This window comes from Paraburkholderia sp. MM5477-R1, assembly GCF_050436385.1.
Classification (GTDB): domain Bacteria; phylum Pseudomonadota; class Gammaproteobacteria; order Burkholderiales; family Burkholderiaceae; genus Paraburkholderia; species Paraburkholderia tuberum.
Genome location: NZ_JBNDMC010000003.1, coordinates 820,093 through 833,097, shown reverse-complemented (window position 1 = coordinate 833,097; position 13,005 = coordinate 820,093). Strand labels below are relative to the sequence as shown.

Annotated in this window: 9 protein-coding genes and 1 pseudogene; 4 read left to right on the top strand and 6 right to left on the bottom strand. The window is 64.6% G+C overall.

The window, feature by feature from the left end:
* Positions 1 to 49 precede the first annotated feature (49 nt).
* The gene (gene purU, locus OKW35_RS07085; RefSeq protein ID WP_090802954.1) at positions 50 to 919 is read left to right on the top strand and encodes a formyltetrahydrofolate deformylase; all 870 of its coding nucleotides are present in this window, start codon (positions 50 to 52) and stop codon (positions 917 to 919) included.
* A 58-nt stretch (positions 920 to 977) separates the two neighbouring features.
* Here the strand turns inward: purU and OKW35_RS07080 are convergent, their stop codons facing one another.
* From OKW35_RS07080 to uvrA, 3 genes are all read right to left on the bottom strand, one after another.
* Positions 978 to 2,204, bottom strand: coding sequence for a PepSY-associated TM helix domain-containing protein (locus tag OKW35_RS07080; RefSeq protein WP_184062469.1), 1,227 nt, complete (start codon positions 2,202 to 2,204; stop codon positions 978 to 980).
* A gap of 284 nt (positions 2,205 to 2,488) precedes the next feature.
* Positions 2,489 to 3,574, bottom strand: a complete 1,086-nt coding sequence (locus OKW35_RS07075) for an AI-2E family transporter (protein ID WP_184062467.1) — start codon at positions 3,572 to 3,574, stop codon at positions 2,489 to 2,491.
* A gap of 34 nt (positions 3,575 to 3,608) precedes the next feature.
* A complete protein-coding gene (uvrA, locus tag OKW35_RS07070; protein ID WP_429490919.1) occupies positions 3,609 to 6,482 on the bottom strand; it encodes an excinuclease ABC subunit UvrA in 2,874 nt (957 codons plus the stop codon).
* Positions 6,483 to 6,784: 302 nt separating this feature from the next.
* On the opposite strand from uvrA, the gene OKW35_RS07065 reads away from it, so the two are divergent.
* Together OKW35_RS07065 and OKW35_RS07060 are read left to right on the top strand one after the other, a co-directional pair.
* Complete coding sequence (locus OKW35_RS07065) at positions 6,785 to 7,972, top strand: MFS transporter (RefSeq protein WP_184027022.1); 1,188 nt, start codon at positions 6,785 to 6,787, stop codon at positions 7,970 to 7,972.
* A 146-nt stretch (positions 7,973 to 8,118) separates the two neighbouring features.
* On the top strand, positions 8,119 to 8,649 hold the full coding sequence (locus OKW35_RS07060; protein ID WP_090802962.1) for a single-stranded DNA-binding protein: 531 nt from the start codon (positions 8,119 to 8,121) through the stop codon (positions 8,647 to 8,649).
* A 149-nt stretch (positions 8,650 to 8,798) separates the two neighbouring features.
* Here the strand turns inward: OKW35_RS07060 and OKW35_RS07055 are convergent, their stop codons facing one another.
* Positions 8,799 to 9,599, bottom strand: a complete 801-nt coding sequence (locus OKW35_RS07055) for a hypothetical protein (RefSeq protein ID WP_184062463.1) — start codon at positions 9,597 to 9,599, stop codon at positions 8,799 to 8,801.
* Between the two features lie 261 nt (positions 9,600 to 9,860).
* Between OKW35_RS07055 and OKW35_RS07050 the strand changes: the two genes are divergently transcribed.
* A complete protein-coding gene (locus OKW35_RS07050) occupies positions 9,861 to 11,507 on the top strand; it encodes a methyl-accepting chemotaxis protein (RefSeq protein ID WP_429551571.1) in 1,647 nt (548 codons plus the stop codon).
* 45 nt (positions 11,508 to 11,552) lie between these two features.
* Here OKW35_RS07050 and OKW35_RS07045 read toward each other — a convergent pair.
* Together OKW35_RS07045 and OKW35_RS07040 are read right to left on the bottom strand one after the other, a co-directional pair.
* Positions 11,553 to 12,077, bottom strand: a pseudogene (locus OKW35_RS07045) (c-type cytochrome); the annotation flags it as partial.
* 3 nt (positions 12,078 to 12,080) lie between these two features.
* A complete protein-coding gene (locus OKW35_RS07040) occupies positions 12,081 to 12,986 on the bottom strand; it encodes a LysR family transcriptional regulator (RefSeq protein WP_429551570.1) in 906 nt (301 codons plus the stop codon).
* Positions 12,987 to 13,005: the final 19 nt, after the last annotated feature.

The following is a 13,005-nucleotide window of genomic DNA, read 5'->3' as shown; positions in this document are numbered from 1 at the left end:
AGTACCCACTGAAACAAACCACGCATTGAAGAAGGGAGTCACCGAGGTCATGTCGACCGATCACAGCTTTATCCTCAAACTGTCGTGCGCCGACCGGCCCGGCATCGTTCACGCCGTGTCGGGCTTTCTGTTCGAGCGGGGCAGCAATATTCTCGACTCCGCGCAGTTCGGCGACAGCCGCACCGGCGAGTTCTTCATGCGCGTGCATTTTCAGCAGGTGGGCGGCGATCCGGGGCTTGACGCGCTGCGCGCGTCGTTCGTGACACTCGCCGAGCAGTTCGGCATGAGCTGGGAATTGCACGACGCGAACGTGAAGCCGCGCGTCGTGATCATGGTGTCGAAGATCGGCCACTGCCTGAACGATCTGCTGTTCCGCTACCGCACCGGTCAGTTGAACATCGACATCCCGGCGATCATCTCGAACCACAAGGAGTTCTACCAGCTCGCCGCGAGCTACGACATCCCGTTCCATCATTTCCCGCTGCTCGGCGGCACGCCCGAAGCGAAAACCGCGCAGGAAGCGCGCGTGCTCGAAGTGATCAACGAGCATCAGGCCGACCTCGTGGTGCTCGCGCGCTACATGCAGATCCTGTCGCCGAACCTGTGCGAGGCGCTCGCCGGCCGCGCGATCAACATCCACCACTCGTTCCTGCCGAGCTTCAAGGGCGCGAAGCCGTACTACCAGGCGTTCGACCGCGGCGTGAAGCTGATCGGGGCAACCGCCCACTATGTGACGACCGATCTCGACGAAGGTCCGATCATCGAGCAGGAAGTCGAGCGCGTGGACCACAGCATGACGCCGGAACAACTGACGGCGATCGGCCGCGACGTCGAGTGTGTGACGCTCGCGCGCGCGGTGAGGTGGCACGTGGAGCATCGCGTCGTGCTGAACGGCAGCAAGACGGTGGTGTTCCGCTAGGAGCCGCGCCAGTCACACTGCGCCGGTCGAGGCCGGCGCGTCGCTTTACCTGCTCGCGTTACGAACGCGCTGCCGCGCCGCCCGTGCTTCTCGCGAGATTCGCGTTTTGCGCGGAACGACGGCGCGCGTTCAGCTTCTTCAGCCAGATCAGCAGGCCCGTGACGCTCAGCACGGCCACCGCCACCCCCACCGCGCTGATCAGAATCCGCCCCCCGAGACCGAGGATGCGCCCCGAGTGCAGCGGAAACTGCACCTGCAGGAAGATGTCGCCGGCCGTGCCTCGGCCGGGAATCCGCGCGGCGAGCCGCTTGCCGGTGGCGGCGTCCCAATACATCCACGGGTTGCCGAGGCCGGTGTCGCCGTGGTCGTTGCCGGACGTGTAGAAGCCGACGCCATACGCGTGCATGAATTCGGCGTAGTAGAGCCCGCCCGGCGGCGCGGCGACATGCATTTCCTTGCCGGCCTGCCCGGCGAGTTCGACGATGCGCTCGCGGCTCAGCACCTGATCGCCGGGTTGCGGCGCGCGCAGGATTTCGGGGTTGCTGAACGGATCGGGTGTCAGCGTCGACAGTCGTGACACGATCGGCCGCACCACCTGGGACGACAGATTCATCGAAATCGACGTCAGCGCGACGATCGCCAGCAGACCCCAGATCCATACGCCGCCGGAGCGGTGCAGATCGAACGTCAACGCATAGCCGCCGCGTTTCAGGCGGAACGTGAACGACTTGCGCCAGGCCTTCAGGCTCGGAAACGACAGGCACAGCGCAATCACGCAGTCAAAGAGCCACACGATGCCGACGATCCCCATCAGCCAGGTGCCAAGGTCGACACCGCCGGTAAACGGCAACTGCAGCGTGTAGTGCAGCTTGTAGATGAACGGAATCAGGTTGAGTCGCGCGAGCGACACGGCGCCCCACTCGCGGCGTCCCTGGATCTCGCCGGTGACGGGATCGACGGCGATCTGATTGAAATCGAGCGGATAGGGCTGCTTCGTCGCCGGATCGGTGCGCGGCAGCACCATCATCTGCAGCGTGTGGCCCGGTTCGACCGCGAGCGGCAGATAGGTCACCCGAAGACGCGGATCGGCGGCTTCGACGCGATTCGCCAGTTCGAGGCCGGACAGCGTCGGCCCGACCGTGCGAGCCTGGTAAAACGACGGGTTCAGCGCGGCATCGAACTCGTGGTCCCACGCGATGATCGCGCCCGTAAGGCCTGCGACCAACAGAAACAGTGCGGTCGCGACGCCGAACCAGCGGTGCAGGCGGACAAGCTGGCGTCTCATGCGCGAGCCGGCAACGCGCAACAGGGACCCAGACGGAGACGCGCGTGGGAGATCAGGCGAAACGTCACGATGCGGACTGGGTGTAAATAGGAATTGTTCGCATCTTAGGGGTTGACGCGGTCGGCTGCAAGTTTTCTGTCAGCAAGAGGCGACGATGCAGGGTCACGGGAAGCAAAAAAAAGCGGCACCGAAGTGCCGCTTGCGCTTTCGTCGGCTGCATGGACTGCCGCGTGTGCTGCAGAGCGCTAGTGAGTGCTGACTTTTGCTACTCGACCCAGCCCAACTCACACCAACCGCAAATAAATGAGCTCCCGCTTGATGTACGCATAAAAAATCGGCGCCGCGATGACCCCGGCGATACCGAACGCCGCTTCCATCACCAGCATCGCGATCAGCAGCTCCCATGCGCGCGCCTCGATCTGCCCGCCGACGATGCGCGCGTTCAGGAAGTACTCGAGCTTGTGAATCAGGATCAGGAACACAAGTGACATGATCGCCGCCGGAAAACTCACCGACAGCGCGACCGCGACGATGATCGTGTTCGAGATCAGATTGCCGATCACCGGCAGCAGACCCACGATAAACGTGACGAGCACGAGCGTCTTCGACAGCGGCAGCTGGTCGTGGAAAACCGGCAGGATCACGAGCAGGAAGATCGCGGTGAACACCGTGTTCAGCGCGGAGATCTTCACCTGCGCGAATACGATGCGGCGAAACGCGTCGGCAAAACGCGTGACGCGCGTGACGAACGCGGTGGACAGCGGCAGCCGCTGGATATGCTTCTGCGCGCCGACCGCGATGATCGCGCCGATGATCATGCCGAGCAGCACGTGCGTGAACGCGCGCGCCACGGTCGTGCCGCTTTGCTGCAGCATGTTCGCGTGCGTGTGCATCAGTTCGGCGGCCTTCGTCTTCATCTGCTCGGTGTCGACCGGCAGATAGTTCGCGACGAATTGGGGAATCCTGCCGCGCGCCTGGTCGATCAGTTGCATGGCCTGATCGAGCAGAGCCTGCACGCTCGGCACGTCGTTCTCGAAATGCGAGATGATGCCGAGCGTGAGTCCCGTCAGCGCGCCGACGATCAGCGTCGACAGAATCACCACCGCGAGCCAGCGCGCCCGCTTGCTCGACATGTGACGCTCGATGCGCGGCGCGATCGTATGCACGAGCTGAAACACCAGCAGCCCGGCGAGCAGCGCGCCGAGCAGCTTCAGTTCGATCACCGCCCACATGCCGAACAGCATCACCACGTAGCTGCCGATCTCGACCGCCGACAGCTTCGGCAGACTCATGTCGCTGGTCAGCCTGACCGGGCGCGGGCGCAGGTCCTGCACCCGATCTTCTTCGCGCGCCTGATTACGCTTGGTCATGGCTTATCCCGTCTCCAACCTCGGTAGTGCAGCGTTACTTTGTGGTGGCGGCGCGCTTGAGCAGCGGCGCCAGATATTTGCCGGTAAAACTGGCCTTCGACTTCGAGACCTGCTCGGGCGTGCCCTGGGCGATGATCTGCCCGCCGCCGGCGCCGCCTTCGGGGCCGAGATCGATGACCCAGTCCGCAGTTTTGATTACATCGAGATTATGTTCGATGATCACGACGGTATTACCCTGGTCACGCAACCGGTGTATGACTTCCAGCAACTGCGCGATATCGTGAAAGTGCAGGCCGGTAGTCGGTTCGTCAAGGATGTATAGCGTGCGACCGGTATCACGCTTGCTCAGTTCCAGCGACAGTTTCACACGCTGCGCCTCGCCGCCCGACAGCGTGGTGGCCGACTGACCCAGGCGAATATAGCCGAGACCCACGTCCAGCAGGGTTTTCAGCTTGCGCGCGACGACCGGTACGGCCTTGAAGAACTCGTACGCGTGTTCGACCGTCATGTCGAGCACTTCGCTGATGTTGCTGCCTTTGTACTGGATATCGAGCGTTTCGCGGTTGTAGCGCTTGCCGTGGCACACGTCGCACGGCACGTACACGTCGGGCAGGAAGTGCATTTCGACCTTCAGCACGCCGTCGCCCTGGCACGATTCGCAGCGCCCGCCCTTCACGTTGAACGAGAAGCGGCCCGGATCGTAGCCGCGCTCCTTGGCGGCCGGCACGCCCGCGAACAGCTCGCGAATCGGCGTGAAAAGGCCCGTGTAGGTGGCCGGATTCGAGCGCGGCGTGCGGCCGATCGGCGACTGGTCGACGTTGATCACCTTGTCGAAGTGCTCGAGGCCCTCGATCGACTCGTACGGCGCCGGCTCCGTGGCCGAGCCGTACAGATGATGCGCGACCGCGTGATACAGCGTGTCGTTGATCAGCGTCGACTTGCCCGAGCCGGACACGCCGGTCACGCAGGTCAAAAGACCCACCGGCAGATCGAGCGTGACGTTGTGCAGATTGTTGCCGTACGCCTCGACGATGCGCAGGCGCCGCTCGTCGGGATCCTTGCGCTCGTCGGGGTATTCGATCGTGCGCGCGCCGGACATGTATTGGCCCGTCAGCGACGCCGCGTTCTTCTGCACCTCTTTCGGCGTGCCCTCGGCGATCACCATGCCGCCGTGCTCGCCGGCGCCCGGGCCCATGTCGACCACGTAGTCGGCCATGCGGATCATGTCCTCGTCGTGCTCGACGACGATCACCGAGTTGCCGAGATCGCGCAGATGCTTGAGCGTCGAGATCAGCCGGTCGTTGTCGCGCTGATGCAGGCCGATCGACGGTTCGTCGAGCACGTACATCACGCCGGTCAGCCCCGAGCCGATCTGGGAAGCGAGGCGAATGCGCTGCGCTTCGCCGCCCGACAGCGTTTCGGCGCTGCGTTCGAGCGACAGGTAATCGAGCCCGACGTTGTTCAGGAACATCAGACGCGCGACGATTTCCTTGACGACCTTGTCGGCGATCTCGCGCTTCGAGCCTTCGAGACGCAGGGTCTGGAAGTAGCCGAGCGCGTCGCGCAACGGCCAGCCGCTGATCTCGAAGATGCCGCGCGCGTCGCTGTCCGCGCCGATGCGCACGAAGCGCGCCTCGCGACGCAGCCGCGTGCCCGCGCACGCCGGGCATGGCTGGCTATTCTGGTATTTGGCGAGTTCTTCGCGCACCGCGGACGAATCGGTTTCGCGGTAGCGCCGCTCCAGATTCGGGATGATCCCTTCGAACACGTGCTCGCGCACCGACGTGCGGCCGCGCTCGTTGATGTACGAGAACGGAATTTCCTGCTTGCCCGAACCGTACAGCAGGATCTTGCGGACTTTCTCCGGCAGGTCCTCGAGCGCGGTGTCGATGTCGAAGTCGTAGAACGCTGAGAGGCTCTGCAGCATCTGGAAGTAGAACTGGTTGCGCCGGTCCCAGCCCTTCACCGCGCCCGCCGCGAGCGACAGCGACGGATGCGCGACCACCCGCTTCGGATCGAAGAACGTAATCTGGCCGAGGCCGTCGCATTCGGGGCACGCGCCCATCGGGTTGTTGAACGAGAACAGGCGCGGCTCGAGTTCCTGCAGCGAATAGGAGCAGATCGGGCAGGCGAACTTCGAGCTGAACAGGTGCTCCTTGTCCGTATCCATTTCGAGCGCGATCGCGCGGCCGTCGGCGAGACGCAGCGCCGTTTCGAACGATTCGGCAAGGCGCTGCTTCACGTCGGGGCGCACGCGCAGACGATCGATCACGACGTCGATCGTGTGCTTGTCGTTTTTCTTCAGCTTCGGCAGAGAGTCGACTTCATAGATTTTCGCGGTGCCTTCGTTGGCGGTGCCGCCGCCCGAGCGCACGCGAAAGCGCACGAAGCCTTGCGCCTGCATGTCCTCGAACAGATCCGTGTGCTCGCCCTTGCGATCGCTGACGACGGGCGCGAGGATCATCACGCGCGTTTCCTCGGGCAGCGCGAGCGCCGCGTCGACCATCTGCGACACGCTTTGCGCTTCGAGCGGAATCTCGTGATCGGGGCAGTAGGGCGTGCCGACGCGCGCGAACAGCAGACGCAGATAGTCGTGGATTTCGGTGACGGTGCCGACCGTCGAGCGCGGATTGTGCGAGGTCGCCTTCTGTTCGATCGAGATAGCCGGCGACAAGCCTTCGATCAGGTCGACGTCCGGCTTTTCCATCAGCTGCAGGAACTGCCGCGCGTAGGCGGACAGACTTTCGACGTAGCGCCGCTGTCCTTCCGCATACAGCGTATCGAACGCCAGCGACGATTTGCCGGAGCCCGAAAGCCCCGTGATAACGACGAGCTTGTGACGCGGTAGGTCGAGATTGACGTTCTTCAGGTTGTGGGTGCGAGCCCCACGAATACGGATTTGTTCCACGGATTTATTCCATGAACTGCGGAAAGGGAAAGAGGCCAAACCTGCTACTATAACGACTTTTCCAGACCGCCGTTACGGTGTGCTGACAGCGGGAAAAAGGCGAAACTGGGGCCGTTTTCCGTGAGTACAAGATGCCGCGAGGGACGAGCGGGGGCGATGGGGCACGGGCTTTGCGCGTCTCGTCGGCGCGGACCCGCCGATATGCCGGGGCTAGCCGCCTGCCTGTTCGTTCTGCTCCACTGTGCCGGCGGCCAAGGCTGTCCCCACGGGCTCGCCGCCCGGTTCATTCAAACAACGCTTCGATGTCCAATCCGTCCGCCATCTCCACACGCATGAGCGCGCCCGAATTGCGCGCGACCGTGTCGCTTGCCGCCATCTTCGCGCTGCGCATGCTGGGTCTCTTCATGATCATGCCGGTGTTCTCGATCTACGCGAAGACCATTCCCGGCGGCGAAAACGTGCTGCTCGTCGGCATCGCGCTCGGCGCGTACGGCGTCACGCAGTCGATGCTCTACATCTTCTATGGCTGGATCTCCGACAAGGTCGGCCGCAAGCCGGTGATCGCGACGGGCCTGCTGATCTTCGCGATCGGCAGCTTCGTCGCGGCGGCCGCGCACGACATGACGTGGATCATCGTCGGCCGGGTGATTCAGGGGATGGGTGCGGTGTCGTCGGCGGTGATCGCGTTCATCGCCGATCTGACCTCGGAGGAACATCGCACGAAGGCGATGGCGATGGTCGGCGGCAGCATCGGCGTGTCGTTCGCGGTCGCGATCGTCGGCGCGCCGATCGTGTTCCACTGGCTCGGCATGAGCGGGCTCTTCACGCTGGTCGGCGTGTTCTCGATTCTCGCGATCGGCGTCGTGATATGGGTCGTGCCCGATGCGCCGAAGCCGGTGCATGTGCGCGCGCCGTTCGCCGAAGTGCTGCACAACGTCGAGTTGCTGCGTTTGAATTTCGGCGTGCTCGTGCTGCACGCCACGCAAACCGCGCTGTTCCTCGTCGTGCCGCGCATTCTCGAAGCGGGCGGGCTGCCGGTCGCTTCACACTGGAAGGTGTATCTGCCGGTGATGGGGCTGTCGTTCGTGATGATGGTGCCGGCGATCATCGCCGCCGAGAAGCGCGGCAAGATGAAGATCGTGCTGCTGTCGGCGATCGCACTTATCCTGATCGGCCAGTTGTTATTGGGCGTTGCTCCGCATACGATTCTGAGTGTGGCGGCGATCCTGTTCGTGTACTTTCTCGGCTTCAATATTCTCGAGGCCTCGCAGCCTTCGCTGGTGTCGAAGCTCGCGCCCGGTACCCGCAAGGGAGCCGCGGCCGGCGTGTACAACACCACGCAGTCGATCGGTCTTGCGCTGGGCGGAATGGTCGGCGGCTGGCTGCTGAAGGTGAACGGCCAGAGCGCGGTTTTCTTCGCCTGCTCCGGGCTGGTATTTTGCTGGCTTATAATCGCCGCAAAGATGAAACAGCCGCCGCGCAAGGCATAACACAGCGTACTCGGGGCACCTCCCGAATCATCCAGAACTCACCCGGCGGCGGGCAGAGGCGCTCTTCTGGTCTCGGGCCTGCCGGCCGCGAGACGCGAACCGCGTAGTGCCGCGCCGCCTGCAACAGGAATCAACAGGAGAAATTCATGGCATCCGTGAACAAGGTCATTCTGGTCGGCAACCTCGGCGCCGATCCGGAAGTCCGCTATCTTCCGAGCGGCGACGCAGTGGCGAACATCCGCCTTGCGACGACGGACCGCTACAAGGACAAGGCGTCGGGCGAGATGAAGGAAGCCACCGAGTGGCACCGCGTCGCGTTCTTCGGCCGCCTCGCGGAAATCGTGGCGGAATATCTGAAGAAGGGCTCGTCGGTGTACCTCGAAGGGCGCATCCGCACGCGCAAGTGGCAGGCGCAGGACGGCACCGATCGCTATTCGACCGAGATCGTCGCGGAGCAGATGCAGATGCTCGGCGGCCGCGGCGGCGCGTCGATGGGTGGCGGCGATGAAGGCGGTTATAGCCGTGGCGAGCCGTCGGAGCGCAGCGGCGGCGGCGGTGGTCGCGCGATGTCGTCGGGCGGCGGTTCGCGTGGCGGTAGCGGCGGTGGCGGTGCGAGCCGTCCGAGCGCGCCGGCTGGCGGCGGCTTCGACGAGATGGACGACGATATTCCGTTCTGATCGTTGCGGCTCGATGCCGAGCCGACCAGCGTCCCGCTGATCGACACAAAAACAGAGGCCCGCTTTCTGCCAGGAAAGCGGGCCTTTCTGCCTTCTGTTTGCCGGCATTTTTTACGTCACGCGCGCGGACGGGGCATTCCGTCAGAAACTCACCGACTCAAATGCTCCAACGTATCCCGCAACGGCAGACTCGAAATCACGATCGGCCCGGTGAACGGCGTGTCGAGATCGACGATCACATAAACCGCCGAAGCAATCGACACCGCTCCCAGCGATATCGTCACCAGCGCCAACGCATTACGCGGCGCGATCAACCCGAAGCTCAGAAAGATCACGCCTAGCCAGAACGTCAGCGTCTTGAAGAACGGCCGCGAAATCGAGCTGTGCGCTTCCTCGATGATTTTCCAGCGCGCATCGATGACGCGCCGGTACTGCGTCAACGCGTCATCGAGTGCACGTTGCTGCAACGCATCCTGCGTGCGCAACTGTCGCAATTGCCGCCCCACCGTGGTCAGCATGTCGCCCAGATGCACGTTTTCGAGTTGCTGCGGATTGCCCGGCGGCCCGAGATCGCGCGGATAGTCGCCGCTCGGCGCGGGCTCGCGCGGCCATGTCGAAGCGATCGCCGCCGCCGTGTACTGGCGCAACAGGCGCCGCGATTCGTCGGCCGCGCTGCCGAGCTCGCGCAGCGTCGAGTCGAATTCGATCAGTTCGGCCGCATAGCTGCGCATATCGTTCGACGCGGTGTCGAAGCTCGCTTTCGCCGATGCCGTCATCAAACCCAGCACCAGCGCGGCGAACGTCACCAGCATGCCGATCACGAGCTGCACGAGCTGTACGGTCTCGTGTGCCTTGTGCTCTTCCGGCAGCAGCGGCCGCACCCCGACGCCGAGGCCGGTGGCGATCAGCAGCAGCGCGAACACGAGTACGGCCGAACCGATTTCCGACATGGGCGCGCTCCGGGCAGGAAGGGGCTTCGACACAAGGGCTTCAGCAAACGGGCTTCGAGACTCTATTGATGTAACGCAAGCCGGGCGAGCGATCAACCATAAAGTTTTCGGCCGATACGCCGTTGTCCCGAATGTGCTGTTTGCTTAATTTTCAGATAAGTTGCGGACCGGGCCGAACGGCGTGGGCGCAGCCTGCGTGGCCATGCAGCTATCGTCAACGATACGGAATCATCGGCCGGGCAGCCCAAGGAGACCAGTCCGATGTTGAAAAAGCTGTCGATTCGCACCAGCCTTACCCTGATGATCGTGTTCTTCGGCATCGTGCTGCTGCTCGGCGCGGCCGCGGGATTGTTGTCGCTGCGCTCGTCGAACGCGTCGCTGCAACAGATGTACACGGTCGACACGCCCGCCGTCGCCGACCTCGAAGGCAGCGCCGGCCAACTGCTGCGCCTGCGGCTCGCGCTCGCGACGTACGCGTCGCTCGTCGCGCTGAACGATCAGGACGGCGCGAACGCCGTGCTCAAGCGCTTCGATCAGTACCGCAAAGCCTCTGACGAGCGGCTTGCCCACTATTTGAGCCATGCGGGCACGGATGCCGATGAGCAGCGTCTGATCGCCGACATGCAGCAGAAGCGCGACGCGTTCCTGCACGACGGCGTCGACCCGACCCTCGCCGCGCTGAAGTCGAGCGACACCAACGCCTTCCAGCAATTGCAGGCGCATAAACTGCCGTCGCTGTACAGCGCGTACGAGAAGGCCATGCTCACGCTCGAGCAGTTGCAGCTCGATCACGGCGCACAGCGCTACAAGGATGCGCAGGACCTGTTCTACGCGATCAGCACGGCGGTGGCGATCGGCATTGCGCTGTCGCTGGTCGGCGGCTTGCTCGCCCGCTTCGTGCTCGTGCGCGCGATCGTCACGCCGGTCGATGCGACGATCGCGCAGTTCCAGCGCATTGCCAACGGCGACCTGAGCGGCCGCATCGAGGTGCTCAGCGACAACGAGATGGGCCGTCTCGCGGCCGCGCTGCGCAAGATGCAGGAGTCGCTGATCGCGACGGTCAACGCGGTTCGTCAAGGTACCGAATCGATCGATACCGGCGTCAGCGAGATCGCGGCCGGCAACGCCGATCTGTCGCAACGCACCGAGGAGCAGGCGGCGGCGCTCGAGGAAACGGCCGCGAGCATCGAAGAGCTGACCACGACGGTCAAGCAGACGGCCGACAACGCGAAAGAGGCGAGCTCGCTCGCGCAGGGCGCCTCGACGCTGGCCGCGCAGGGCGGCGAGCTGACCGAGCAGGTGGTCGGCACGATGCACGGCATCGTCGACGATTCGCGGCGGATTGCCGATATCGTTGGCGTAATCGAGGGCATCGCGTTCCAGACCAACATCCTCGCGCTGAACGCCGCGGTCGAGGCGGCGCGAGCGGGCGAGCAGGGACGCGGCTTCGCGGTCGTCGCGAGCGAAGTGCGCTCGCTCGCGCAGCGCAGCGCGGCGGCGGCCAAGGAGATCAAGGGCTTGATCGACGCGTCGACGACCCGCGTGGAGCAGGGCTCGCAGCTCGTCGAGCGCTCGGGCACGACGATGAACGACATCGTCGGCGCGATCGCGCGCGTCAGTTCCATCATGAACGAGATCGCGGCGGCGGCGCTCGAACAGAGCACCGGCATCGATCAGGTCAATCGCGCGGTCGGTCAGATGGACGAGGTCACGCAGCAGAACGCGGCGCTCGTCGAGCAGGCGGCCGCGGCGGCGAGTTCGCTGGAAGATCAGGCGCGGCGCCTGTCGACGGCGGTGGCGGTGTTCCGGACCGGCAGCGAATCGCGCAGCCGTGCTTCGGCGCCCGGCGCGAAGCTGTCCGGTGTTGCCGGCGAGCGAAGACTGGACAGCGAGTTTGTCGCGGCGTAACGCGAGCCGTTGCGCTGCGTCAACCCGCGACCTCTCACCGTCCCACTACTGCATGGCCGCGTAATACCTCGCCACGGCATCGATTTCCTCGGGCGTCATCTGCCGCGCGACATTGCGCATCTGCTCGTTGATGTCGTTGCGCCGCGCGCCCGAAGCGAACGCCTGCAACTGCGCGGCCAGATAGGCCGCCGACTGTCCGCCGAGCCACGGCGCCGCGCCCTTGCGATCGAGTCGGCCATGACACGCGGCGCACGCTGCGATATTGCGTTGCGGGTCGCCCTGCATCACGAGCCTGGTTGCGGTCGCATCGGGTCCTTCGCCGGCTCGGGTCTTCTCGGCCGCCGCGGGGAGCGGGAGCGACGCGTAGTACACCGCCAGATCGTGCAGATCCTGGTCGCTGCGTCCCGCGATGATTGCCTGCATGACCGCGCTTTGCCGCTGGCCGCTCTGGAAGTCGCGCAATTCCTTGTAGGTCACGTCGGCGTACTGCCCGGCGAGCGCCGGCGCGGTGACCTGCACGGTGCCGAGTACGCCGTGGCACATCGAGCAGTGCTGCGTCGCGATCGTCGCGCGTCATGCGAAGAGCCGCACGAGCGCATCACGTGCATTGCTGACCAACTCGCTTTCGCCCGGACGCCGCGGCAGCAGATGAAACTCGATGGCGGGCAGCGGTGGCAAGCCGAAGTTCGCGGCACACGCCACCACGCCGCCGCCGAGCGACGACTCGTTCAGACAGGAAATCCCGAGCCCCGCCTTCAATGCGAGCTGCAGGCCCGCGACGCCCGACGCCGAATGCGACACCACGTACGGTACCTTGTGTTGGTCGAGCAGCTTGACGACGAAGCGCTGCAACTGACACGTCGACGGCAGCAGCACCAGTTGATACGGCGCGATGGGGCGGGTGGCGGCATCGGCGCAACTGGCCCATAGCAGCCTTTCGCGCCGCACGACGATGCTCGCGGCACCGGCACCGGCACCGGCACCGGCACCCGCGCCGCGCGCACGCAACTGGCCTGTGACGAGCCGCGCCGACAAACCGATGTCGAACGACGCGTGATCGTCCGCGCCGCTGTCGATCACCGCGCTCGGCAGCACCGTCACGTGCAGCTTCAGCCGCGGATGCTGTTCCGAAAACGTCTTGAGGATGCGCGCGATGTCGTGCGGCCGGTAGTAATCGGTGATCGCGATGCGCAGCTCGCCGTCGAGCGAGCGGCCTTGCAGGTCGTCGAAGGCCGCTTCGCTCATCGCGATGATGCGGCGCGCATGCTCGAGCAGGCGCTCGCCGGCGGACGTGGGACTCACACCCTGCCGGCTGCGCACGAGGAGCGGCTGGCCGGCGCGCTCCTCGAGCTTCTTCAGCTGCTCGCTTACCGACGACTGCGACAGGAACACGCGCTCCGCGCCTGCCGACACCCCGCCCGATTCGGCGACGGCGACGAAGGTCCGCAACTGCGCAAGGTCGAAACCACGCTGGCTCATGATTCGGTTTTTCCGATGG